This is a genomic window from Sphaerisporangium sp. NPDC049003 (assembly GCF_043197795.1).
GTDB lineage: Bacteria > Actinomycetota > Actinomycetes > Streptosporangiales > Streptosporangiaceae > Sphaerisporangium.
In genome coordinates, this window is sequence record NZ_JBICTU010000005.1 from 44,387 (window position 1) to 67,048 (window position 22,662).

The 22,662-nt window shown below is 68.8% G+C and carries 24 protein-coding genes; 15 read left to right on the forward strand and 9 right to left on the reverse strand.

The window, feature by feature from the left end:
• Nucleotides 1-218: 218 nt before the first annotated feature.
• Nucleotides 219-1,805 (reverse strand): hypothetical protein, encoded by a 1,587-nt coding sequence (locus tag ACGFIV_RS06780; protein ID WP_392832686.1) that lies wholly within the window; start codon nt 1,803-1,805, stop codon nt 219-221.
• A gap of 231 nt (nt 1,806-2,036) precedes the next feature.
• Here ACGFIV_RS06780 and ACGFIV_RS06785 point away from each other — a divergent pair, with 231 nt between their 5' ends.
• Nucleotides 2,037-2,606 carry an ATP-binding protein gene (locus ACGFIV_RS06785; RefSeq protein ID WP_392832688.1) on the forward strand — a complete coding sequence of 190 codons (570 nt, stop codon included), beginning with the start codon at nt 2,037-2,039 and terminating at the stop codon, nt 2,604-2,606.
• A gap of 148 nt (nt 2,607-2,754) precedes the next feature.
• Complete coding sequence (locus tag ACGFIV_RS06790; protein WP_392832691.1) at nt 2,755-3,948, forward strand: sensor histidine kinase; 1,194 nt, start codon at nt 2,755-2,757, stop codon at nt 3,946-3,948.
• 322 nt (nt 3,949-4,270) lie between these two features.
• Here ACGFIV_RS06790 and ACGFIV_RS06795 read toward each other — a convergent pair whose 3' ends face one another.
• Nucleotides 4,271-4,693, reverse strand: a complete 423-nt coding sequence (locus tag ACGFIV_RS06795; protein WP_392832694.1) for an ATP-binding protein — start codon at nt 4,691-4,693, stop codon at nt 4,271-4,273.
• 259 nt (nt 4,694-4,952) lie between these two features.
• Between ACGFIV_RS06795 and ACGFIV_RS06800 the strand changes: the two genes are divergently transcribed.
• The 4 genes from ACGFIV_RS06800 to ACGFIV_RS06815 all read left to right on the forward strand — a co-directional run bounded on the left by ACGFIV_RS06800 (nt 4,953) and on the right by ACGFIV_RS06815 (nt 7,047).
• Nucleotides 4,953-5,774: a helix-turn-helix transcriptional regulator gene (locus tag ACGFIV_RS06800; protein ID WP_392832695.1), complete on the forward strand. Its 822-nt coding sequence runs from the start codon at nt 4,953-4,955 to the stop codon at nt 5,772-5,774.
• Complete coding sequence (locus ACGFIV_RS06805) at nt 5,765-5,983, forward strand: DUF397 domain-containing protein (protein ID WP_358551299.1); 219 nt, start codon at nt 5,765-5,767, stop codon at nt 5,981-5,983. Before ACGFIV_RS06800 ends, ACGFIV_RS06805 begins: the two co-directional genes overlap by 10 nt.
• A 16-nt stretch (nt 5,984-5,999) precedes the next feature.
• The gene (locus tag ACGFIV_RS06810; protein ID WP_392832698.1) at nt 6,000-6,443 is read left to right on the forward strand and encodes a hypothetical protein; all 444 of its coding nucleotides are present in this window, start codon (nt 6,000-6,002) and stop codon (nt 6,441-6,443) included.
• A 121-nt stretch (nt 6,444-6,564) separates the two neighbouring features.
• Nucleotides 6,565-7,047 carry a hypothetical protein gene (locus ACGFIV_RS06815; RefSeq protein WP_358551295.1) on the forward strand — a complete coding sequence of 161 codons (483 nt, stop codon included), beginning with the start codon at nt 6,565-6,567 and terminating at the stop codon, nt 7,045-7,047.
• Nucleotides 7,048-7,139: 92 nt separating this feature from the next.
• Here ACGFIV_RS06815 and ACGFIV_RS06820 read toward each other — a convergent pair whose 3' ends face one another.
• Nucleotides 7,140-7,553, reverse strand: coding sequence for a phosphotransferase (locus tag ACGFIV_RS06820; protein ID WP_358551293.1), 414 nt, complete (start codon nt 7,551-7,553; stop codon nt 7,140-7,142).
• 278 nt (nt 7,554-7,831) lie between these two features.
• Here ACGFIV_RS06820 and ACGFIV_RS06825 point away from each other — a divergent pair, with 278 nt between their 5' ends.
• The 5 genes from ACGFIV_RS06825 to ACGFIV_RS06845 all read left to right on the forward strand — a co-directional run bounded on the left by ACGFIV_RS06825 (nt 7,832) and on the right by ACGFIV_RS06845 (nt 13,086).
• The gene (locus ACGFIV_RS06825; RefSeq protein WP_358551291.1) at nt 7,832-8,605 is read left to right on the forward strand and encodes a LytTR family DNA-binding domain-containing protein; all 774 of its coding nucleotides are present in this window, start codon (nt 7,832-7,834) and stop codon (nt 8,603-8,605) included.
• 78 nt (nt 8,606-8,683) lie between these two features.
• The gene (locus ACGFIV_RS06830; protein ID WP_358551289.1) at nt 8,684-9,109 is read left to right on the forward strand and encodes a hypothetical protein; all 426 of its coding nucleotides are present in this window, start codon (nt 8,684-8,686) and stop codon (nt 9,107-9,109) included.
• A gap of 118 nt (nt 9,110-9,227) precedes the next feature.
• A complete protein-coding gene (locus ACGFIV_RS06835; protein WP_358551287.1) occupies nt 9,228-10,958 on the forward strand; it encodes a cation acetate symporter in 1,731 nt (576 codons plus the stop codon).
• Nucleotides 10,959-11,147: 189 nt separating this feature from the next.
• Nucleotides 11,148-11,483, forward strand: coding sequence for a DUF485 domain-containing protein (locus tag ACGFIV_RS06840; protein ID WP_358551285.1), 336 nt, complete (start codon nt 11,148-11,150; stop codon nt 11,481-11,483).
• Nucleotides 11,476-13,086, forward strand: a complete 1,611-nt coding sequence (locus ACGFIV_RS06845) for a cation acetate symporter (RefSeq protein ID WP_358551283.1) — start codon at nt 11,476-11,478, stop codon at nt 13,084-13,086. The genes ACGFIV_RS06840 and ACGFIV_RS06845 overlap by 8 nt, the downstream gene beginning before the upstream one ends.
• A 270-nt stretch (nt 13,087-13,356) precedes the next feature.
• Here ACGFIV_RS06845 and ACGFIV_RS06850 read toward each other — a convergent pair whose 3' ends face one another.
• The 3 genes from ACGFIV_RS06850 to ACGFIV_RS06860 form a co-directional block, all read right to left on the reverse strand.
• Nucleotides 13,357-14,289 (reverse strand): aldo/keto reductase, encoded by a 933-nt coding sequence (locus ACGFIV_RS06850; protein WP_358551281.1) that lies wholly within the window; start codon nt 14,287-14,289, stop codon nt 13,357-13,359.
• 124 nt (nt 14,290-14,413) lie between these two features.
• Nucleotides 14,414-16,099 (reverse strand): DNA polymerase/3'-5' exonuclease PolX, encoded by a 1,686-nt coding sequence (polX, locus tag ACGFIV_RS06855; RefSeq protein ID WP_358551279.1) that lies wholly within the window; start codon nt 16,097-16,099, stop codon nt 14,414-14,416.
• A 105-nt stretch (nt 16,100-16,204) separates the two neighbouring features.
• The gene (locus ACGFIV_RS06860; protein WP_392832705.1) at nt 16,205-17,416 is read right to left on the reverse strand and encodes a PQQ-binding-like beta-propeller repeat protein; all 1,212 of its coding nucleotides are present in this window, start codon (nt 17,414-17,416) and stop codon (nt 16,205-16,207) included.
• Between the two features lie 439 nt (nt 17,417-17,855).
• Between ACGFIV_RS06860 and ACGFIV_RS06865 the strand changes: the two genes are divergently transcribed.
• Entirely contained in the window at nt 17,856-18,275 is a 420-nt protein-coding gene (locus ACGFIV_RS06865; protein ID WP_358551277.1) for a VOC family protein, read from the forward strand.
• Nucleotides 18,276-18,470: 195 nt separating this feature from the next.
• Nucleotides 18,471-18,701 carry a hypothetical protein gene (locus ACGFIV_RS06870; RefSeq protein WP_358551275.1) on the forward strand — a complete coding sequence of 77 codons (231 nt, stop codon included), beginning with the start codon at nt 18,471-18,473 and terminating at the stop codon, nt 18,699-18,701.
• 92 nt (nt 18,702-18,793) lie between these two features.
• Here ACGFIV_RS06870 and ACGFIV_RS06875 read toward each other — a convergent pair whose 3' ends face one another.
• On the reverse strand, nt 18,794-19,165 hold the full coding sequence (locus ACGFIV_RS06875) for a DoxX family protein (RefSeq protein ID WP_358551273.1): 372 nt from the start codon (nt 19,163-19,165) through the stop codon (nt 18,794-18,796).
• Nucleotides 19,166-19,354: 189 nt separating this feature from the next.
• On the opposite strand from ACGFIV_RS06875, the gene ACGFIV_RS06880 reads away from it, so the two are divergent.
• Complete coding sequence (locus tag ACGFIV_RS06880; RefSeq protein ID WP_358551271.1) at nt 19,355-20,035, forward strand: TetR/AcrR family transcriptional regulator; 681 nt, start codon at nt 19,355-19,357, stop codon at nt 20,033-20,035.
• A 7-nt stretch (nt 20,036-20,042) separates the two neighbouring features.
• Here the strand turns inward: ACGFIV_RS06880 and ACGFIV_RS06885 are convergent, their stop codons facing one another.
• Together ACGFIV_RS06885 and ACGFIV_RS06890 are read right to left on the reverse strand one after the other, a co-directional pair.
• Entirely contained in the window at nt 20,043-21,017 is a 975-nt protein-coding gene (locus tag ACGFIV_RS06885) for a magnesium transporter CorA family protein (protein ID WP_358551269.1), read from the reverse strand.
• A gap of 24 nt (nt 21,018-21,041) precedes the next feature.
• Nucleotides 21,042-21,386 (reverse strand): sporulation protein, encoded by a 345-nt coding sequence (locus ACGFIV_RS06890; RefSeq protein ID WP_358551267.1) that lies wholly within the window; start codon nt 21,384-21,386, stop codon nt 21,042-21,044.
• A 107-nt stretch (nt 21,387-21,493) separates the two neighbouring features.
• Between ACGFIV_RS06890 and ACGFIV_RS06895 the strand changes: the two genes are divergently transcribed.
• The gene (locus ACGFIV_RS06895; protein WP_358551265.1) at nt 21,494-22,456 is read left to right on the forward strand and encodes a GNAT family N-acetyltransferase; all 963 of its coding nucleotides are present in this window, start codon (nt 21,494-21,496) and stop codon (nt 22,454-22,456) included.
• Nucleotides 22,457-22,662 lie beyond the last annotated feature (206 nt).

Consider the following 22,662-nt stretch of genomic DNA (forward strand, 5'->3'; position numbering starts at 1 on the left):
TCGCTCCGCTCGGACTGTTTTCCCGGGCTCCGCCCGACCTCCGGCACGCGCGCAGAGGTCCCGGCCGCGGCGCGACGGACTGCAACTCGGGGTCGGATGGAGACGACTGCGCGCCGGCCGAGACCCTCTGCGAGGGCGACGCCCTCATCCTGCCGGTGCGACGGGTTCGAGCAGACCGGCTTGCTGAGAGCCTGGACTTCCCAACCCCGTAACCCCGGTCACCTGTCGATCAGGGGGATGCGCAGGGAGGCGAGTTCCTCGTCCAGGGTGCGGACGTGTTTGTTGGTCGCCCAGGGCTGGAGGCGGGCGCGGGTCTGGCGGACGGTGTCGGCGAGGCGTCCGGAGCTGTGCCCTACGGTGATTCGGGCCGCCTCGCGGATCTTCTCGGTCGCAGCCGGTATCTCTCGCTTCAGAACGAGTGCCCCGGCGTACTGCAGGAGGGTTACCCCGCGTGCGGGCTTGCGCATCGACCGCGCCAAGGCCCGTTCGGCCGAATCGATCGCCTCATCGGGACGTCCGCAGGCGAGCATGCAGGATGCCGTGTGCCTCTCCACACCCTGGGGCGTCCACCAGTAGAGGTAATTGGGGTCGGCTTCGGTTCTCGGCTGCTCGGCCAGATGGCTCGACTGGGCGAGCGCGCGCTCGCTGTCGTCGGCACTGCCGTTCAGCGCCACGATGCGTGCGAGGGCGAGGAAGTGTACCGATCTGAGGGAAGCGCTCGGGCTTTTTCGTGCCCAGCCTTGTGCGGCGTAGATGTGGTCGAGAGCTACCCCGACATGGCCTTGGAATCTAGAGATGTTGGCCAGGCAGGTGTGGAGGTAGGCGATGAGGGTGGGGTCGCGGATCTGGTGGGCGGCGGTGAGGCCTTCCTGGTACCGCTGGCGGGCGCCGGGGTGGTCGAGGAGGTCGTGGTGGAGCCAGCCGGAGAGTTGGCTGAGCTCGGCGTAGGCGCGGATGAGGCGGTCGCGCAGGGCGGGAAGCAGGGATTCGCGGTGCAGCAGGTCGGCGACGAGGGCGCGCTGGCCGTCCACCACAGGGAGGACCTTGGCGGGGCCGAACTCGTCGTCCAGGCGGCGGCAGCGGGCGGTGAGCTTCTCGATCAGCTCCACCGTCGCGGCGTCCACCCGGGTGGAGGAGCGGATCGCGGTGGCCAGCCGGTCCTTCTCCGGTGGGGACAGGTGACGCAGCAGCACCAGGGCAGGGGCGCCGCCGAGCGCCAGGGCCAGTTCGAAGAGCAGATCGCGGCGCTTCACATCGGCCTCCTCGGCTGTGAGGGTACGCAGCAGCGCGGCGCAATCCTTGAAGCCGGGAACCGGGGCCGCCGGGCGTGCCGCTTCCACTTCCTGACCCATGGTGACATGACCGGGGGCGGCGGCCGGGACGGCAGAGGACCGCTGGGGGGTGAGGGACGAACGGTGGTCGGTGCGGTCGATGAGGTCGCGGTCGCGCACGCTGTAGGAGGCGTAGACCCGGTCGCCGACCAGGCGGCGGGCGGTGGTCCGGTAGACCTGCGCGAACAGGGCGATGGTGCGGGCGGTCGGGCGCATCCCACGCTGCGGCCAGTGCTCGAACTCGTACAGCCGTGACTCGCGCAGCGCGGCGGTGCCCGCCGGGTCGAGGTCGTTGTACCGCGCGGCGGCCTCGGCCGCGGTCAGCCCGTACGCGTAGCGGTACAGGCGCAGCGGGCTGACGTCGTGGCAGACGGAGAACAGGTCGGCTATCTCGTCGAACGTGTAACCCATGGCCCGCAACGCCTCGCCGCGTCGCCGGCATTCCAGCAGAGTGTGGATTCCCTCGCCCGACATGGCCGTATGCCTCCCCGGTTCGAACAGGTTCCCGGATCACAGAACTTATACGGAAAGTATTCTCTTGACTACCGAGAATGACGAAAGCTGGGGTATCGAGCAGGGCGCCCGGCGGGTGGTGATCAGCTGGATACGCGTGTTCACGCAGGTCATCGAGGTTCCTGGCTGAAAGATCGTCGTAGTGGAAGGTGGGATCGGTGAGCTGCGCCCGATCGTCGATCGTTGTGGCTCGTGTCCATCACAACCGACCCCGGCGACGAGGTGCCTCGCGTCGCCGCCGCTCCCGTCACCTTGCCCGGTCTGCCGCAGGCCGGTCATTCCTCCCGCGCCCTGCCAGTCGACGAGGCCGTACGGACCGGCCCGGAGATCCTCATCTGGCGGCGCGCCTTCCCCGGCGCGCTCGACCAGGCCGCGGAGGCCAGGCGCTTCACCCGCTTCCTGCTCGGCGGCACGCCGTTCGCCGACGACGCCGAACTGGTCGTCGGCGAGTTGGCGGGTAACGCCGTCCGCCACACCCGCAGCGGATCCCCGGGCGGGCACTTCACCGTCGAGATCATCCTCACCACGCCCCGTCGTGAACCGCCCGGCGGCCCCCCGGTGGACGCGAGCGTCCTGGTCACCGTCTACGACCTCGGCGGCGCCGGTGTCCCGCGGTTCGGCGGCCACGGCCAAGCGGACGCCCCGTGCGCGGAAGGTGGTCGTGGGCTGGCCATCGTGACCGCCCTTGCGGAACGTACCGGCTTCCAGGGCGCCCCGGCGACCGGGCACAGGGTGTGGGCCTACCTCGCCCGCAGGCCGTGATCGGCGTTGCCCGTGCGGGACGGCGGGGTGGACCGGGGGAGGCGGGGCCTGGCGGTGAGCGGTCAGGTCAGCCGTCCGCGCGGCGGGTGGGCGGTCCTGCATTGTCGGCGGGTGCTGGGGCCGGGACGGTCGGGTAGGCTCCGGCGGCGTGGAACCGCTCCTGGCCGTGCCCGTGCTGCTGGTCCTCGTCGGGGTCCCCGCCGTGGTGCTGTGGCGGGTGCTGCGCGGGCGGCGCGAGCTCGGCACCAGCCCGGCCGAGCGCGCCACCTTCGAGACCCTGCACACCGCCTCCCTGGCCGCGCCGCCGCTGCGCGCGGGCCTGACGGCCGCCGGGGCGCTGAAGGCCTCGCGCTACCTGCGCGAGCTGCTCGGCTCACCCGCCATCGCGATCACCAACGGCGAGGAGCTGCTGGTCTACGACGGCGCGGGCGACCACCACGCGAGAAACGCCTTCGCCAACGCCGCCGCGACCCTGCGCGACGGCCGCATCCAGGTGCTCGGCCCCGACGCGGTCTCCTGCGACCTGCCCGAGTGCCCGGTGAGGTACGCCGTGGTGGTGCCGCTGACCACGGACGACCGGGTGGTGGGCTCGCTGGCGGCCTACGGCGACCACGCCTCGGCGGGCCTGGTCCGCGCCACGCAGGAGGTCGCCACCTGGGTCGACTCCCAGCTTGAGCTGGCCGAGCTCGACCGCTCGCGCACCCTGCTCATGGAGGCCGAGGTACGGGCGCTGCGGGCGCAGATCTCCCCGCACTTCATCTACAACTCGCTGACGACCATCGCCTCGTTCGTGCGCACAGACCCCGAGCGCGCCCGGGAGCTGCTGTTGGACTTCGCCGACTTCACCCGCTACTCCTTCAGGCGGCACGGCGAGTTCACCACGCTCGCCGAGGAGCTGCGCTCGATCGACCGCTACCTCACCCTGGAGCGCGCCCGCTTCGGTGACCAGCTCCGGGTGACGCTGCGTATCGCGCCGGAGGTGCTGCCTGTGGCGGTGCCGTTCCTCTGCCTCCAGCCGCTGGTGGAGAACGCCGTGCGCCACGGGCTTGAGAGCAAGGACGGGGTCGGGCGCATCACGATCGTCGCCGAGGACGCGGGCGCCGAGTGCCTGATCAGCGTGGAGGACGACGGCATCGGCATGGACCCCGAGCGGCTGCGGCGCATCCTGTCCGGCGACCCGGACGAGCGCTCGGGCGCGGGCGGCGTCGGCCTCGCCAACGTCGACGAGCGGCTCCGCCAGGTCTACGGCGACGAGTACGGCCTGGTGGTCGAGACCGCCCAGGGCGCCGGCGCCAAGATCAGCATCCGCCTCCCCAAGTACAAACAGGGCGTCTCCGTCTAACGGACCCACCAGCCGGTCCTTCACGCCGGAGCGTCCCCTTTCCCGTGTTATGGGCAACTCACGGCCCGGGTGGGAAACACCCGGCCCACCACGTCACCCGGGTCACGGGAGGGCCTCTCGCTCGTGCCTTGTTGGGACGGGGGTTCTGTGGGCGTTTGTGCGCTTTGTAGATAGCCCACCCGGCACCCACGTGGGTGGTGCACCGGGGCTGCCCACCCGAGCAGTGCCCACCCGAGTGGCGGGAGGTGGGTGAGGCGCCGGAGTGGGGCGCGCGGCTGTGCTCCAGGACCCGCACTTCCTCCGGCACCCGGCTGGCCGCGCATCAACTCCCAGACCGGACTTCTGGACCAGCCCCGGGTACGGTGTTCATCGACCCCGGCCCTCGGAATCTGAGGGCGAACCAGACCACCCGGCCAGCGCCGTCCCTATAGATGCCCCACCGCTCGGAGATGGCGTCCACCAGGAACAACCCGCGACCGCCTTCGCCGTACGGCTCGTCGTGGACTCTCGGCTCGCTGTCGGATCCCGAGTCGACGACCTCGACATGGACGGTGTCGTCAACATCGCTCACCGCGAGCGTCACCTGCCCGCCACCACGCGAGTCCGAATGCGTGACGCTGTTCGTGACCAGCTCGGACACGAGGAGTACGACCTCGTCCAGCACCGGATGCGTACGCCCCAGCACCTCACGCACGAACGCCCGAGCCCGCGCCACCGACTCCGGGACCCCGACCAGCTCGGCCATTCCGAGAAGGTTCCTCGCCGCGTCACCTACGTCCGCTACCTCCGGTCGGTCGGAACCACGCGCGCTCTTGCCGGGTTGTTGCGAGGTTGACACGCCTTCCCACCCCACCTTGCATACGAATAGTGAAGACTTGACTTCATAGAGTGGCCAATCCGAAGATGCTGCCGACAGCGGATCCACCTCTCAGCGACGACACAGTCAGAGAGAGGTCCGGGGTGAGGTGTGCATGGGCAGGCCGTACGAGCCGAGGAGGGATCAAGTGACAAAACCCGTCGAGATCAACCCGGAAGAGTCCCCCCAAGCCCTGTTCGCCTACGAGCTACGGCGTTACCGCCTCGAAGCAGGCTTGGTACAAGCAGAGCTGGCCCACCGGATCGGATACGCAACGAGTGTGGTGGGCATGGTGGAGACGGCCAGGCGTCCACCAGGGAAACGTTTCGCCGAGCTTTGCGATCAGGTCTTGGGCCTCGACGGCGTCTTGACGCGACTCTGCTCCATAGCCAGATGGGAAACGGTCCCCGAGTTCTTCCGCGACTGGATGGATGTCGAACAGGAGGCGACACTGCTTCGCAGTTGGGATCCACTGCTGATCCCCGGACTCTTCCAGATCGAGGCGTACGCTCGGCGCGTCATTGAAGGTGAGCCCGGGCTGACCACCGCGCAACGAGACGAACATGTCGCCGCCCGATTGCGCCGTAAGGCGATTCTCGCAAGGGAGAGCCCGCCGGTGATCGTGACTTTGATGGACGAGAGCGTTCTGCGTCGCCCCCTCGGAGGTCACGCTGTCATGCGTGAGCAACTGGAATACCTCTTGGACATCGCACAGCATGCGAGAGTCACCATCCAGGTGGTCCCATACAGCGCCGAATCCACCGCAGGCATGCTCAGCGCCTTCACCCTTGCGGAGCTCCAGGGCTCGCCACATATCGTGTACGTCGAGTCCTCAGCTCGCGGACAAGTCATCGAAGACCGCTCAACGCTCGCGAAAGTGGCCGCTCGTTACGAGGCAATCCGCGCCGAGGCTCACGCCCAGTATGTATCGCTCCAGCTCATCAAGGACGTGATGAAGCAATGGACCTGAGTGCCGCGAAGTGGTGCAAGTCAACCCGGTCTGGCCCGGACGGCGGTCAGTGCGTTGAGGTGGCCACCAACCTCCCTGGTGTCGTCGCGATACGCGACTCGAAGAACCGCGGCGGCCCCGCCCTGGTGTTCGCCCGAGGTGAGTGGCATGCGTTCATCGGCGACCTCAAGACCAGCCGCAACACCGCTTGGCGTGACCGGGCTCAGTAGAGGAATCGAGGAGGTGATGGATCTAAGCCAGAGGGAGTGGCCGCGGCCCCTCGATGACGGCGGAGAGGAACCGCCGCCCGGCCGAGTGCGGCTGACCTCCCCCTACGACACCGATGCCCGCTGGGCGGCTAAAGGCGGTGACCTGTTCTGGAACGGCTACAAGGTCCACGTCAGCGAGACCTGTCACACCGCAGCCGACACCACGAACGCTACGAACGTCGTGCCGCCCAGCCTGATCACCAACATGGCCACTACCGACGCGACCGTGCCCGACAACCAGATGACCGACAAGATCCATCGGGCGCTCCAGCAGCGCGGGCTGCTCCCGGCCGAGCACTACCTCGAATCCGGCTACCCATCCGCCGAACTCCTCCTCAAGGCCAGGAAGAAATACGGGATCACGCTGGTCACACCGGTTCTCCTGGATCACTCACCCCAAGCCGGCGCCCGCGCTGGGTAAAAGGTAAGGAGTTGCCGAGAAAATACCTTAAGATGATGGATGGGAATGCCCTTAAAAAAGCACTTAACTACCTCAATATTCCAGGAGTTATGTGATCCTTAATTCGAGTATGCGGGCCCTGTTGTCCACCGCATCAAAAGAACTACTGTCGCAGGACATTTCCTCCGAGCTCGAAGAGGTAATCGAGGGCGGGTGGGTTGTGGGGCCACATGGGGTCTTGTCGCTCGCAGCTCTCCATGATCCTGAGCTTGACATGCAGGTAGATCACCTTGAACCCTTCGAAGTGGAATATCACCGCAATGAGGTATGGATCCCGGGAGACGATCTTCCTGTTGACCGAGAGGGCTACCTGACTGCGATTTGTGTTCGAGCTCTAACCTTCTCCTTGGCCGCCCTTGCTGCGGCGAGGAACCTTCCGGGCTTTGACACGTTGACTGCAGTTATATCCACGGGAGTCGACGCCGATTGGTCAACTCATGGCACTACTGTTAAGTTCTTCACTCGCAGAGGTGGATATCCGAATTGGTTCGACGACCTTGAGAGTTTCGAAATAGAAGCCGTAGCATTGCTGGAAGCATCTGATGTCATCACTGGTACTCAGTGAAGTCATGACCCTCGTCGCCATCATCCGCTGGCGACGCCTCGTCCACTGATCGTTCCGATAGGACTTCTCATGGCGGTCGGGCCCGCGCGGCCTCACAGCCGGGATCTCAGCACGTCGATCTCGCAGCCCGGGGCGAACGGGTCGAAGCCGTGCTCGACCAGCCAGCGAACCACCAGCAGGCTTCGCAACGACCACCACGCGCGGATCACGTCGAGGTCGACGTCGGTGCCATAGCCGGCGACGACGTCGCCGAGGTGTTCCTCGTGTCCGAGCGTCAAGGTGGCGAGGTCGAACAGGGCATCACCTTGGCCCGCCTCGGACCAGTCGATGATGCCCGTGATCCCGTCGCCGTCGACGAACACGTGAGCGATCTGCAGGTCGCCGTGCGTGAACACCGGAGCCCACGGCCGGAGCGCGGCCTCGGCGACCTCGCGGTTGCGGGTGACCAGGTCGGCGGGCAGGGTCGCGCGCTCGGAATGGGCGACGATCATCTTGACCTCATCCATGGGCGACCAGTATCCCGGGGATGACCGTCGACGTCGCCGGGTTTATCGCGTGCGATCGCGCGGCTGACCGCGTCCCGCTACACGGCGGCCACGTGCGCGACACCGACCACTGACCAGGTCAAGTCCACCGCTTCTGTTAGGAGCCCTTAGCTGGGACTGGGGGTCGTGTGGTGTCTCCGGATAGTTATGGCCGCTGGTGAGGTGAGGCGTTGACTTCCTCTGCCGGATTCATCACTCTCTAGTTCACTCGGGAGTGCGATCGGGCGAATGGGAGTGATGTGACCGGCCTGCGCGTGCTGGCGGTGGACGACGAGCAGCCGGCGCTGGAGGACCTGGCGTACCTGCTCAGGGCCGATCCGCGCATCGGCGAGGTCGCCACGGCCCGCGACGGCGCGTCGGCGCTGAAGATGCTCGACCGCGCCATGGCCGACGGCAGACCCGTCGAGGCGGTGTTCCTCGACATCCGGATGCGCGGCCTCGACGGCGTCGTGCTCGGCCGCCTGCTGGCCCAGTTCGCCCGGCCTCCCCGGGTCGTGTTCGTCACCGCCTACGAAGAGCACGCCGTGGACGCGTTCGAGATCAAGGCCGAGGACTACCTGCTCAAGCCGGTACGGCCCGAACGGCTCGCCGAGGCGATCCGCAGGGTCTGCGCCGCCATCCCGGACGCGCCCGAATCGGTGGAGGACGCCGCCCGCACCGCGCCGGACGCGGAGACCATCCCGGTCGAGCTGGCGGGGGTCACCCGTTTCGTCGCCAGCTCGGACGTCCGGTACGTGGAGGCGCAGGGGGACTACGCCCGGCTCCACACGGCCGCCGGCAGCCACCTGGTGCGCATCCCGCTCGCCGCGCTGGAGGAGCGCTGGGCCGCCGCGGGGTTCATCCGCGTACACCGCAGCCACCTGGTCGCCGTAAAGCACATCGACGAGCTGCACATCGACTCCGGGCGCTGCACGGTGCGCATCGGCGACACCGAGATCCCGGTCAGCCGCCGCCACACCCGCGAGCTCCGCGACCTGCTCGTACGCCGCGCCAGGAAGAGCCGTACGGAATGACTCCGAAGACGCGAGGGGGCCCGTGCGCGATGAGGCCGAAAGCGGAGGGCCGTACGGAATGACGCGGAGGACAAAAGGGTGCCCGTGCGCGATGCGGCCGGGCGCGGAGGGCCGTACCAGATGACGCCGAAGACGCCGGAGAGGCCGAAGCGGGAGGTGGTCACCAGCCCTCGTACCACTGCGGCGCGCAGGCCCCGTTACCCGGTCACCATGGAGATCGACGAGCAGACGCGCCTCGGCGAGGTCTACATGCGCTCGCTGATCCGCACCCAGTTCCGGCTGGCGCTGTTCGTGTGCACGGTGCTCGGATGCGTGATCGGCGGGCTGCCGCTGCTGTTCCTGCTGGTCCCCGGCCTGCGCGAGGTGCGCGTGTTCGGGCTTCCCTTGCCGTGGGTGGTGCTGGCGGGGCTGATCTACCCGTCGTTCGTCGCCGGCGCGTGGCTGTACGTGCGGCAGGCGGAACGCAACGAGCGCCACTTCGCCGACCTGGTCGAACGCCAGTGAGCGTGCCACCCGGGCGGCGTGCGGGCGCAGTCGCGGGCGGAGCCGTACGCGGGGTCGCGGGCCGAGTCGTTCGCGGGGTCGCGGGCGAAGTCGCAGGGGGAGTCGTGGGCGGGGTGCGGTGAACGCGGCGCTGGGGCTCGCCGCCGTGATGGTCGTGGTGGTGGCGGCCATCCTCATCGGGGCCTTCGGGCTGCGGCTGTCGCGCACGACGTCCGACTTCTACGTCGCCTCACGTACGGTCTCGCCGCTGTGGAACGCCTCGGCTATCGGCGGCGAATACCTGTCGGCGGCCTCCTTCCTCGGCATCGCCGGCCTCATCCTCGCCTACGGCGCCGACATGCTGTGGCTGCCGGTGGGCTGGACCGGCGGCTACCTGGTGCTGCTCGTGCTGGTGTCGGCCCCGCTGCGCAGGTCGGGCGCCTACACCCTGCCCGACTTCGCCGAGGCCCGCCTGGAGTCGATGGCCGTGCGGCGGGTGGCCAGCGTGCTCGTCGTGCTGATCGGCTGGCTCTACCTGATGCCGCAGTTCCAGAGCGCGGGGCTGGTGTTCCGCACGATCACCGGGGCGCCGCCGTGGGTGGGCGGGCTGCTCGTGGCCGTCGTCGTCGCGGTCAACGTGCTGTCCGGGGGGATGCGTTCGATCACGTTCGTCCAGGCGTTCCAGTACTGGCTGAAGCTGACCGCGCTGGCCCTGCCCGTGGTGTTCCTGCTGTTCGCCTGGTACGGGCTCGGCAAGCCGGGGCTCGGACGCGACGCGCCCCCGGTCTTCACCGACGCCGTCACCGTGGCGGTCAGCGCCGACGTGACCGTACGGTTCGAGCGGGAGACCGTGGTCACCGCCACCGGCCGCGTGGACGGCCGGGCGGTGCGCGGAGAGCGGCTCACGCTCCGGCCCGGCGACCACACGATCACCCATGACACGACGGTGGGGTTCCCGGCCGGCACGCCCGTGCCGCACGTGGAGAGCCTGCCCGTGCTCACCGACCACCAGTGGGCGCTTCCGCTGCACGGCCGCGAGCACCCGCTGTACGCGACCTACTCGCTGATCCTCGCCACCTTCCTCGGCACCATGGGCCTGCCGCACGTGCTCGTGCGCTTCTACACCAACCCCGACGGGCGGGCCGCGCGTCGCACGACCCTCGTGGTGCTGACCCTGCTCGGCGCGTTCTACCTGCTCCCGGCCGTCTACGGCGCCCTCGGGCGTCTCTACACGCCCGAGCTGCTCATGACGGGCCGTACGGACGCGGTGGTGCTGACCCTGCCCGGCCGGATGGTCGGCGGGACGGCGGGGGAACTGCTCGGCGCCCTGGTCACCGCCGGGGCCTTCGCGGCGTTCCTGTCCACCTCCTCGGGGCTCGCGGTGTCGGTGGCCGGGGTCATCGGGCAGGACATCCTGCGCGGGGGAGTGCCGAGCTTCCGTGCCGCCACGCTGCTTGCCGTGACGGTGCCGCTCCTGCTCGCCGCGATGGCGAGGTCCCTCGCCGTCGCGGACGTGGTGGGGCTGGCCTTCGCGGTCGCCGCCTCGTCGTTCTGCCCGCTGCTCGTGCTCGGCATCTGGTGGCGGCGGCTGACCACCACCGGGGCCATGGCCGGGCTGCTCGCCGGGGGCGGCCTGGCCAGCGTCGCCGTGATCGCGGTCATCACCGGCGGCCCGTACACCGGCTGGACGGGGGCGTTGCTCGCGCAGCCGGCGGCGTGGACGGTCCCGATCTCCTTCGGCGTGATGATCCTGGTGTCGCTGCTCACCCCCGGCCGGGTGCCGCGAGGGGTGGCGCGCACGATGGTGCGGCTTCACACGCCCGAGACGCTCAACGTCAACCGGGGCGACTGGCGCCCCCGCTCGACCTGAAACCCGAACCTTCAGCTCGGCCAAAGGCGGGCGGACCATTCGTCGCGTGGAACGCGCCTTTCGGCGCAGGGCCCGGCCCCGTGAGCGACGGGTAGGGGCGACTTGGCGATGACGCGGACCCAAGCCCTCTGCGGCACCCCCCTGACCCTTCTACGGTAAGCGTGATCCAGATCACAACGTGGAGGTCTCGTGGCCACTCAGCAAGACGAGTCATCGGAATACCAACGGGTGCAGGCCGGCTCCGAGTTCCAGGAGCTGCGCCGTCGTTACCGCGGCTGGGCGTTCCCGGTGACCGTCGCCTTCCTTGTGTGGTACCTGCTGTACGTGATCCTTTCCGGCTGGGCGCGTGGCTTCATGGGCACCAAGGTCTTCGGAAACATCAACGTGGCGCTGATCTTCGGCGTTCTGCAGTTCGTGTCGACGTTCCTGATCGCGTGGGCGTACTCCCGGCATGCCGCCACCAAGCTGGACCCGCTGTCCGACAAGCTTCGCGGTGAGATCGAGGGGACGTCCTCCAATGAGTAACCACGCCCTGTCGATCACGCTTTTCGTGCTGTTCGTGGCCGCCACCCTGGGCATCACGTTCTGGGCGAGCCGCCACACCAAGAGCGCCACCGACTACTACGCGGGCGGCCGGTCGTTCAGCGGCGCGCAGAACGGTCTCGCCATCGGCGGCGACTACATGTCCGCCGCGTCGTTCCTCGGCATCGCGGGCATCATCGCGCTGTCCGGGTACGACGGCTTCCTGTACTCGATCGGGTTCCTCGTCGCCTGGCTGGTGGCCCTGCTGCTGGTCGCCGAGCTGATGCGGAACTCCGGCAAGTACACGATGGCCGACGTGCTGGCGTTCCGCATGAGCCCGCGACCGGTCCGTACGGCCGCCGGGGTCTCGACGATCACGGTCAGCATCTTCTACCTGCTCGCCCAGATGGTCGGCGCGGGCGCTCTGGTGGGCCTGCTGTTCGGCATCACCTCTCCCGCGGGCAAGGCGGGCACGATCGTGGTCGTCGGCCTGCTGATGATCGTCTATGTGGTCGTCGGCGGCATGAAGGGCACCACCTGGGTGCAGATCGTCAAGGCCGTGCTGCTGATGACGGGCGCCGCCCTGGTGACCCTGCTCGTCCTCGGGCACTTCGGCTTCAACCTCTCCAGCCTCCTCGGCGGCGCCGCGCAGGCGAGCGGCAAGGGGCAGGCATTCCTTGAGCCCGGACTGAAGTACGGGGTGGAGGCCAAGGGCCTGGCGAGCAAGCTCGACCTGATCAGCCTGGGGCTGGCCCTCGTCCTCGGCACGGCGGGCCTGCCGCACATCCTCATCCGCTTCTACACCGTGCCGACCGCCAAGGTCGCCCGCAAGTCCGTCCTTTGGGGCATCGGCATCATCGGCGTGTTCTACCTGCTCACGCTGGTGCTGGGCTTCGGCGCCGCCGCCCTGGTCGGAAGCAAGGAGATCGCGGCCCAGAACGCGGCGGGCAACACCGCGGCCCCCCAGCTCGCGCTGAAGATCGGGCAGCTCATCTTCGGTGACGTCGGGGGCACGATCCTGCTGGCGGTCATCGCCGCCGTGGCGTTCGCGACGATCCTCGCGGTGGTCGCGGGCCTGACGCTGGCCTCGTCGTCGAGCTTCGCCCACGACCTGTACGCGCACGTCTTCAAGCGGGGGAACACGACCGATCAGCAGGAGATCAAGGTCGCGCGGATCTCCGCCTTCGCGATCGGCGCGGTCTCGATCGTCCTCGGCATCTTCGCGCAGAACCTCAACGTGGCGTTCCTGGTGGCGCTGGCGTTCGCGGTCGCCGCGTCGGGCAACCTTCCCGCCATCCTCTACAGCCTGTTCTGGAAGAGGTTCAACACGGCGGGGGCGGTCTCGGCGATCTACGGCGGGCTCGCGTCGGCCCTGATCCTCGTGATCTTCTCGCCGGTCGTCTCGGGCGCGAAGACCTCGCTGTTCCCGACCGTGGACTTCCACTGGTTCCCGCTGGAGAACCCGGGGCTGGTCTCGATCCCGCTGGGCTTCCTCGCCGGGTACATCGGGACCGTGATGAGCAAGGAGTTCAACGCGCAGAAGTACGCCGAGATCGAGGTCCGCTCGCTCACCGGCGCCGGCGCCGAGAAGGCCGTCTCCCACTGAGAAGCCCGGCTCCCGGCGTCCCCCTCGCGCCGGGAGCCGTCACGGCTGGGAGCGGCTCCCCCGAGCTGCCCGGTCGCGGGTCTCCTCACCTCCAGAGGCCCCGCGACCGGGCCTTCGCCATCTCCCACGCCCTCCCACGCCCTCCCACGCCCTCCTACGGGCCGCTCTACGGGCGTTTCGACGGCTTCTACGGGCGTTTCCACGGTTTCTACGGGCCTTTCTTCGGTTGGAAAGGTCCTTTTACGGCCTTCCTTGCGGGCCGCCGCGTTTCTAGGCCGAGGCCTCGTCGAGAAGCCGGACCTCCTCGGGGGACAGCACCAGGTCCGCCGCCGCGACCAGCGCGGGAACCTGCTCGGGCACCCTGGCGCTGGCGATCGGCGCGGCGATGGAGGGCCGGGTCAGCAGCCAGGCGAGCGCCACGGTCGCCGCCTCGGCTCCGTGGGCCGCGGCGACCTTGTCCAGCGCGTCCAGCACGCGGCGGCCCCGTTCGGTCTGGAGGTAGGCAGCGGCGCCTTCCGCCCGCGCGGAGTCGACGTGGACACCGGGACGGTACTTCCCGGTCAGGAACCCCTTGGCCAGACCGTAGTAGGGCACGCTCGACAGGCGCTCGCGGGCGACCACCTCTTCGAGCCGCCCTTCGTACTCGCGCTCCACGAGGTTGTAGGGCTGCTGGAGGGCGACGTACCTGGCGAGGCCCAGCCGGTCGGACACGGCCAGCGCCTCCGCCAGCCGGTCGGCCTCGTAGTTCGAGGCGCCGATGTGGCGCACCTTGCCCTCGCGCACCAGCTCGTCGAAGGCCGTCAGGGTCTCCTCCAGCGGGGTGCCCCGGTCGTCGGCGTGGGCGTAGTACAGGTCGATCCTGTCGGTGCCCAGCCGCCGCAGCGACCCCTCGGCCGCGGAGCGGATCTTGGCCGCCGACAGTCCCTTGGCTCCGGGCTGCTGGCCGACCTTGGTGGCGATCACGAGGGAGTCGCGGTTGCCGCGCTCGGCCATCCACTCGCCGATGATCGTCTCGGACTCGCCCCCCTGGTTGCCGGCGATCCACGCCGAGTACGAGTCGGCGGTGTCGATGAAGTTGCCTCCCGCCTTGACGTAGGCGTCGAGGACGGCGAACGAGGTGTCACGGTCGGCCGTCCAGCCGAAGACGTTGCCGCCCAGGCACAACGGGAAAACCGAGAGATCGGTCTTGTCGATATTTCTCATGATCAGAACCTATTCATGATGATCGGCGCCTGCGGTGTGCGGGTGGTTTCCGGCCCCGGACCTCCATCTTCCTCCTCCCCGCCTTCCCGCCCCGGCCCCGGGGGCCACGGCCTTCGCGGAGCGGTCAGCCCCGGCCGAGGAAGGCCAGGAGGCGGTCGAGCGGCCAGGTGTCGATGACGTCGTCGGTGGTGAGCCAGGCTCGCTGGGCGATGCCGACGCCGAAGCGCTGGTTGCCGAGGTGCGGCACGGCGTGGGAGTCGCTGTCGATGGAGAACGTCACCCCGTGGTGGCGCGCGAGCCGGGCGAGATCGGAGGGGAGGTCGGCGCGGTCGGGGTAGGCGTCGATCTCCATCGCGGTGCCGGTGCGCGCCGCCGCCGCGAAGACGGCCGGCCAGTCGGCGTCCACGGGAGGGCGCTTGCCGATCTTGCGGGTGGTGGGATGACCGATGATGTGGACGTTCGGGTTCTCGCACGCGGTGATGAACCGGCGGGTCATCTCGTCGCGTGACTGGGTGAAATGCGAGTGTACGGACGCGACGCACACGTCGAAGCCTTCCAGGACCTCGGCCGGCCAGTCGACGGTGCCGTCGGGCGCGATGTTGAGCTCGGTGCCGTGCAGCAGTCGCATGCCAGGGTAGGCGGCCTGAAGCCGGTGGAGCCGCTCGCGCTGCTCCAGCGCCTTCTCAAGGGTCATGCGCTGCATGAACAGGTTGGGCGCGTGGTCGGTCACCGCGTAGTACTCGTAGCCGCGCCCGGCCGCCGCCGCGACCATCTCCTCCAGCGTGGCGATGCCGTCGGTCAGATCGGTGTGGGTGTGCAGGTCGCCCCTGAGATCATCCAAGGTCACCAGCTCGGGAAGCTCCCGGCGCAGGGCCGCCTCGATCTCTCCGGAGTCCTCGCGCAGCGGCGGCGGCACCCACTGCATGCCGAGGGCCTCGTAGATCCCCTCCTCGGTCGGTCCGGCGATCACGGTCTCGCCCTCGAACAGGCCGTACTCCGACAGCTTCCAGCCGCGCTTCACGCACATCTCGCGCAGCCGTACGTTGTGCTCCTTGGAGCCGGTGAAGTACTGCATCGCCGCGCCCCACGACTCCGCCGGCACCACGCGGAGGTCCACCTGAAGGCCCTGGGTCGTGCGCACCGAGGTCTTCAGGTCACCGCTCGCGATGACCTCGGCGACGTACGGCTGCCGCCTGAACTCCTCCATCAGCGTCACCGGCCCGACGGCCAGGATGTCGATGTCGCCGACCGTGTCCTTCATGCGGCGCAGCGACCCGGCGTAGGCGATCTTCTCGGCGGGGAGCGAGGCGATCACGCGCTCGGCCAGATCCATGGCGACGCCGAGGTGCACCCGCTCACCGGCCCGCTGGAGCTGCTCGATGCCCTTGAGGATGTTCTCCTCGCTCTTGGCCCCGAACCCGCGCAGCCCGGCGAGCCTGCCCTCCTGGATCGCCTCGGCCAGCGCCTCGGGGGAGGCGATGCCGAGCTCCTGGAACAGGAAGACGGCTTTCTTCGGCCCGAGCGACGGGATGCGCGTCAGCTTCCGCACGCCGTCGGGCACCTTGCGGCGAAGGTCGTCGAGCTGGCGGAAGCCGCCCCGCTGGAGGAACTCCTCCATCTTCTTCGCGATGGCCTCGCCCACGCCGGGCACCTTGCGGACGTCCACCTTCGAGATGTCCTCGGGAAAGCCCGCGATGGCCTTGGCGGCCTTCTGGTAGCTGCGCACCCGGAAGGCGTCACCGCCGTTCATCGCGAACAGCTCGGCATACTCCTCAAGCGCCGCCGCCGCTTCGTCATTCGCCCGCCCCATGCCCCTCAGCCTATCGAGGGGGCAAGCCCTGGCCAGGCGGCCCCAGGCGGCCCCAGGCGGCTCTGTGCGGTTCCGATGCGGTCCGGCGCGACGGGCTGGTCGGCCTTATCCAGTCGTCGCTCTCACGGCATGTACCGTGGCGCCGATGGTGAAGATGTACACGACACCGTCGGCCACCACCGGCCTGAAGATCCCGCTGCCGGTTTCATAGATCCAGCGTTGCTCGCCGGTCGCCGCGTCCAGGGCGTGCACCTTGTTCTCATTGTCATCGTCGAGATACACCACGCCGTCGGCCACCACCGGATCGGAGTGGTCACCACGGGAAACCTCGTAGGTCCAGCGTTGCCCGCCGGTCGCCGCGTCCAGGGCGTACATCTTGCCCTCGGCGTTGCGGACGTACACCACACCGCCGGCCGACATCGCACTGACGCAGGGGCCGCCGGCCTCGGAGGTCCAGCGTCGCTCGCCGGTTACCGTGTCCAGGGCGTACACCTTGGTATTGGCGATGTACACGACACCGCCGACGACCACCGGACTGACGTAGGGGCCGCTGCCGATTCTGGAGGTCCAGCGTTGCTTGCCGGTGGCCGTGTCCAGGGCGTACGCCCTGCCCGTTTCGTCGGCGAAGTAGACGTCATCCCCGGCCACCACCGGGCTGAAGTCGACCCTGGCGCGGTGGCGGGTTTCGTGGGTCCAGCGTTGCCCGCCGGTCGCCGCGTCCAGGGCATGCACCCTGCCCACTTCGTCGCCGACGTACACGGCATCCCCGGCCACCACCGGCTTGAAGCCCCTGCCTCCGGTTTCGTAGGTCCAGCGTTGCTTGCCGGTGGCTGTGTCCAGGGCGTACGCCCTGCCCGTTTCGTCGGCGAAGTAGACGGCATCCCCGGCCACCACCGGGCTGAAGTCGACGCTGGCGCGGTGGCGGGTTTCGTGGGTCCAGCGTTGCTCGCCGGTCGCCGCGTCCAGGGCGTACATCCTGCCGTCACTGGTGGTGTATACGACACCTCCGGCCACCACCGGTTCGGAGTAGCCGATTACGGGAACTCTGGGAAGTTTGTGGGTCCAGCGTTGTCCGCCGGAGGCCGTGTCCAGGGCGTACATGCTGTCCTCGCTGTTGAGGACGTACACCACACCGTCGGCCACCGCCGGCGCCGCGGAGGCCCCCAAGCCGACGTTGCGGGTCCAGGAGGGGACCATGGTCACGGTCGCCGTCACTGTCCGCCACACGAACCCTGAGACGACGACCAATACGCCGATCGTCAGTCCTGCGACCGCCCACTGCCATCTGCTCCACTGACGCCGGCTCACGCTCTTCATCTCTCGGACCTCACCACTATCTCTCTTGAGGAGCTCACCTGCCTGGGGCCGGCTCCGGTGTCGCACCTGGCGCGAAGGCCCCGAACGACGCTAGAGGCGGGCGTTGGAGAACAGCTTGTCGATCACTGAGATGATCCGGGCCATCGGCGGTTCTATGTCTCCGACTGCCACGAGAACCGCCGTGGGTTCCTCTGTCCGCGCGTCGGCGCGAAGCGCTGCCGCCCGCTTGACCCGGTAAGAACAATTTCGCGATTCTCGGTACGGCGCGGTTCGACTGGCGCTCAAGCACCACGGTCGCAGCCAAGAGGGTGGACGCTGAAGCTGACATGACGTTCAGCATCGTTCCGCCGGGCGGACCCGCACATGTCGCGTCTATACTGATCATCCCGTCTGCGTTCGACCTGCTCGTAGAGCAGCGGGCGGACGGAGGCACCGAACCATGAGCGAACGTCAGAGGGCCCAGCCCTACGACACCGAGGCGGCCCGCTCGCCCTTCGGCCTCGGGCTGCACCATGTGCAGCTCGCCCTGCCGCCGGGTGAGGAGGAGGTGTGCCGCCGGTTCTACGTGGACGTGCTGGGCATGACCGAGATCCAGAAGCCCCCGGTGCTCGCCGCCCGCGGCGGACTGTGGGTGCGGTCCGACAATCTGGAGATCCACCTGGGGGTCGAACAGGACTTCCGACCGGCCCGCAAGGCCCACCCGGGCATCCTGGTCGCCGATCTGGACGCTCTCGCCGAACGGCTGGCCGACCTCGGCGTAAAGGTGGTCTGGGACGACGACTTCCCCGGACACCGAAGGTTCTACGCTGCCGACTGCCACGAGAACCGCCTTGAGTTCCTCTCCCCCAAGACCGGCTGAACATCCGGAGTATTGGTTCCCGGAGCCGTGCGCGTAGCAACTACGCGAAACTCTCTTGCCACTCATTTGCTGGCATTTCTAACTTCGGTCTATGAGCATTCGGCAGCATGGGAGAACCGCCGAGGGGGCCGGGTGATCGGCGAGGGGGGCGCTCACGCGGGCGGGCAGGCGGATCGGCGCCGGAAGGTGAACCGCGTGACGGTGGACCGCGTGCGCGCCGCCGTGGCCCTCATCATGGAGAGCGAGAGCCGGAGAAGACGCGCCGAGGGTCTCATGCACGGCTGGCAGCTCAGCCGTGCGGACCTCGACGAGGCGGCACGCGCGCTCGGCACCCCACCGGTGACCGACGAGGAGTGGAACGCCATCCAGGACGGCCGGGGCATCCGAGGCCGGACACACGGAAGCGGCCCGGCCGCATCAGCCTGAGAGGCGGCCGGTCATGCGTTCCTACGAGCGGGGACGTCCGCCTGGGTGATCGACGCCGGACCGGAATCCTGAGGAGGCCCAGAAGAGGAGGCTCAGAAGTGGTACGGGCCGAAGCGGCCCCAGGCAACGAGGCCGGAGAGGACCAGCAGCACGACGTTGATGACCACTCCCTGGATCTCGCCGCGCCGCACGTGGACCACGATCGCGCCGATCATGACCAGGACCAGGCCGGTGGCCGCGAGCGGAGTGAGGACGGTGGCGATGCCGGTGACCGCGGGCAGGATCAGCCCGAGCGCGGCGAGGAACTCCACTCCGCCGATGAACTTCACCGTGCCCGCGGAGAAGTCCTCGACCCACCCCATGTTCGCGGCGAGCTTCTCCTTGGGCTGAGTGGTCTTCAGGACACCGGCCATGCCGAACGCCAGGGCGAGAAGCACCTGAAGTATCCACAGGAAGACGTTCACAGGGTCTCCTTCGAGGGCCGGGGGGAGTGAGGGGGCATGCCCGCAGGTGAGCCCGGCCGTCATCACCTTAGGGAAGTTCGACGTGACTCTGACCTGGTGCGGAGCGCGCGACACAAAGTCGAGGGTCACCTCGACTCGCGAGCGTAGCACAGAAGTCGAGGCGTCCCTCCAGTTCGTTACACTAGGGAGATGTCGTCCGACGAGATCACGCCCACCAAGGCCGCGCGGCCCCTGCGCCGCGACGCGCAACGCAACCGCGACGCGCTCGTCGGCGCGGCCCGCATGGTCTTCGCCTCCGAAGGGCTCGACGCTCCCCTCGAACAGATCGCCAGGCAGGCGGGGGTCGCCATCGGCACCCTCTACCGCAACTTCCCGACCCGCATGGACCTCGTCGAGGCGATATTCGTCGGCAAGCTGAGCACGTGGCTGGAGAGCGCGGAGCAGGCCCTGAGCATGGATGACGCGTGGGAGGCGTTCGCGTTCTACCTGGAGAGGCTCTGCGAGCTGCAGGCCCACGACCGGGGGTTCAACGATCTGGCGTCCATGCGCTTCCCCCACGCGGCGTGCATCGAACGCACCCAGGGCCACATCAACGAGCTGAGCCGCCGCATCGTCGAGAGGGCGCAGCGCGAGGGCGCGGTCCGTCCGGACGTCACGGTGGAGGACCTGGCGCTCGTGATCTGGGCCCACACCCGTATCAGCGAGGCGACCAGCGAGTTCTGTCCCACGGCGTGGCGGCGCCACCTCGGGCTGATGCTCGACGCCTTCCGGGCCGACCGCGCCCGCCCGCTCCCCGAGCCGCCCATGCGTCCCGAGGAGGTCTACCAGGCGATGGTGAGGCTCGGAGGCTCCAGCGCCTGCACCGGCTGAGAGCCGGTCAGATCCAGTCCTTCTTGCGGAAGACGAGGTAGAGGATCGACGAGGCCACGACGATCAGGAGGCTGGAGGTCCAGAACCCGGCCGTGTGCGAGAAGCCGGGGAACGGGATGTTCTGCCCGTAGAAGCCGGTGATCAACGTGGGCACCGCGATGATGGCGGCCCAGCTCGTCACCCGCTTCATGATGTCGTTCATGCGGTAGCCCTGCAGGTTCAGGTGGGTCTCGTAGATGTTGCCCACCAGCTCGCGCAGTGACTCGGTCCACTCGGACACCCGTAGCACGTGGTCGTAGACGTCCTGGTAGTAGGGCCCCATCTCGGACCCGACCACCCGCAGGTCGCGCCGGATGAGGGAGTTCACCACCTCGCGCATCGGCACCACGACTCGCCGGAACCGCACCGTGGTCCTGCGGAGGTCGAACATCTGGCGCTGCATGGCGCGCCCGTCGCCCGTCTGCTCGGTGAACAGCTGGTCCTCCAGCGACTCCACCTGGTCATCGAGTGTCTGGGCGACGTCGAAGTGGCCGTCCACGACGTAGTCGAGCAGGGCGTGCAGGAGGAACGACACGCCGTGCTTGGCGAGCCTCGCCTCGGCGTCCCAGCGGGCCACCACGGCGTCGATGTCGCAGGTGTCGTCGGACCGCACCGTCACCAGAGCGTTCTTGGTCACGAAGACCGACACCTCGGTGAGGTCGAGGGGCCCACCGCCCTCGCCGAGCCTGACGGCGTAGACGGTCAGGAACAGGTGGGTGTCGTAGATGTCGAGCTTCGGCCTCTGGTGGGGGTGCAGGACGTCCTCGACGGCGAGGGGGTGCAGCCCGAGCTCCTCGCTGATCACCGCGAGCTTCTCAGGGGTGGGAGCCAGCAGGTCGAACCACACGGTCGCCGACGGGTCCTTGATGTGGTCGGAGACGTCGGCGATCGGGAAGCCCTCGGCTTCCAGGACGCCGTCGCGGTAAAGGCGGGTGCGGGCCATGCCTGCCAAGACTAGTCGCGCCCGTCAACGTCCACGTCGGCGATCCGGGTGCAGCCCGGCGCGTAGCGCGTAAACGATGAGCGCGAGCCCGCAGAGGATCTGCCCGCCGAGCACGATGCGGTTCACGTCGATGGCGGGCTCCCACGACACCTTGCCGTCCCTGACGACGTACGCGCCGACGGGGCGGGCCGTCGTGGCTCCGCCCCCGCCCGTGCCGCCGGAGACCCGTCCCTGCACGTCGCCGGTGCCGAACCCGCCCGCCGCGCGCACCGAGACCGCCGGGATGACGGTGGAGCCGTCCCTCTCGTACGGCTCCCCGTACACCCGCCGGGCCCCTGAAATGTGCTCGAAGAAGTCCCGCATCTCCATACGTCCCCGCTTCTGACTCGTCGCGATGGACGCCATCATCCCCCAGGCGGCGCCTTCGCCAAGTCCGGACTCAGCGCCGTGCAAGTGGCCGGTCCTACAACGGAGACGTGAACCACACCTACGACAACGATGCGATCACGGACGTGTACGACGTCCGGCGGGCCGTGGCAGAGGACGTGCCGGTCATCCACGAGCTGGTGTCCGCCTGCGACACCGCCATCCTCGGCCACCCCGACATGACCGAGGACGACGTGGCGGACGTGCTCGCCGAGCCCGGCTTCGACCTCGCCCGCGACGGCTGGCTGGTGTTCCGGCGCGACGCGGACCCCTCCCTGGTGGGCTGGGGCTACGCCGCGCGCCAGGGCGACAGCGACAGCGTCGACATCGAGATCCTCTCCCGGGACGACGTGGTGACCCCCTGGCTGTGGGACACCGTCCTGCGCCGTTCCCGTGAGCTGGCCGTGGAGGCAGGGCACCCGCACGCGGTGGCCGACGTGGGGATCTACCGGCAGGACGACGCCAAGCAGGCGCTGGCCAAGGAGCACGGTTTCGAGGCCGCCACCAGCTTTCACCGGCTGAGGGCCGACCACACCGACGTGGACCCGGGGTCCCTGCCCGGCGTGACCGTCCGCCAGGCGGCCGGGTCCGAGGAGCTGACGCGGGCCGCCCACCGGATCCACCAGGAGGGCTTCGCCGAGCACTTCGGGTTCGTCCCGAAGGAGTACGACCGGTGGAGGGAGGACTTCGAGTCCTCCAGCACCCACGACTGGTCGCAGCTCCTCGTCGCCGAGGTGGACGGACAGCCGGCGGCGATGCTGCTCGGGAGCGACATGTTCGTCAGCGATGAGAACTGCGGATACGTCCGGATCCTTTCGGTGCTGCCGGAGTTCCGCGGCAGGGGCCTCGGCCGGCTGCTGCTGAGGCACGCCTTCGCCAGGGACGCGCGCGGGGGGAGGGCCGGCACGTACCTGCACGTGGACTCCAACAACAGCTCCCCGGCGCTCGATCTGTACCTGTCCGTCGGCATGCGGCACGTGCTCGCCATCGACGTCTGGCGCCGTACGGTCTGACCTGTCCCGTTTCCGGATAGGTCGCGCCACCTATGCCCGGCACCTCGGCGAGCCGTACCGGTTCGACTTCGTGCCGGGCTGTCGGCGGCGAGCGCCCACATATGCTCCCTAGCAGAGGCGATGTCCGGTTTACCCGATCGTGACTTGACGCTGAATGTGTCCGCCAGGTTACATGTCCTCACCCCGTAAACGTTTTCAGCGTTCTC

What these genes read in the sequence shown, in the direction of transcription:
- ACGFIV_RS06780 (WP_392832686.1), bottom strand. Translation starts at nt 1,805, where the DNA reads ATGTCGGGCGAGGGAATCCACACTCTGCTGGAATGCCGGCGACGCGGC.
- ACGFIV_RS06795 (WP_392832694.1), bottom strand. Translation starts at nt 4,693, where the DNA reads ATGGCCGAGCTGGTCGGGGTCCCGGAGTCGGTGGCGCGGGCTCGGGCG.
- ACGFIV_RS06805 (WP_358551299.1), top strand. Translation starts at nt 5,765, where the DNA reads ATGGACCTGAGTGCCGCGAAGTGGTGCAAGTCAACCCGGTCTGGCCCG.
- ACGFIV_RS06810 (WP_392832698.1), top strand. Translation starts at nt 6,000, where the DNA reads ATGGATCTAAGCCAGAGGGAGTGGCCGCGGCCCCTCGATGACGGCGGA.
- ACGFIV_RS06820 (WP_358551293.1), bottom strand. Translation starts at nt 7,553, where the DNA reads ATGGATGAGGTCAAGATGATCGTCGCCCATTCCGAGCGCGCGACCCTG.
- ACGFIV_RS06845 (WP_358551283.1), top strand. Translation starts at nt 11,476, where the DNA reads ATGAGTAACCACGCCCTGTCGATCACGCTTTTCGTGCTGTTCGTGGCC.
- ACGFIV_RS06850 (WP_358551281.1), bottom strand. Translation starts at nt 14,289, where the DNA reads ATGAGAAATATCGACAAGACCGATCTCTCGGTTTTCCCGTTGTGCCTG.
- polX (WP_358551279.1), bottom strand. Translation starts at nt 16,099, where the DNA reads ATGGGGCGGGCGAATGACGAAGCGGCGGCGGCGCTTGAGGAGTATGCC.
- ACGFIV_RS06860 (WP_392832705.1), bottom strand. Translation starts at nt 17,416, where the DNA reads ATGAAGAGCGTGAGCCGGCGTCAGTGGAGCAGATGGCAGTGGGCGGTC.
- ACGFIV_RS06865 (WP_358551277.1), top strand. Translation starts at nt 17,856, where the DNA reads ATGAGCGAACGTCAGAGGGCCCAGCCCTACGACACCGAGGCGGCCCGC.
- ACGFIV_RS06880 (WP_358551271.1), top strand. Translation starts at nt 19,355, where the DNA reads ATGTCGTCCGACGAGATCACGCCCACCAAGGCCGCGCGGCCCCTGCGC.
- ACGFIV_RS06885 (WP_358551269.1), bottom strand. Translation starts at nt 21,017, where the DNA reads ATGGCCCGCACCCGCCTTTACCGCGACGGCGTCCTGGAAGCCGAGGGC.
- ACGFIV_RS06890 (WP_358551267.1), bottom strand. Translation starts at nt 21,386, where the DNA reads ATGGAGATGCGGGACTTCTTCGAGCACATTTCAGGGGCCCGGCGGGTG.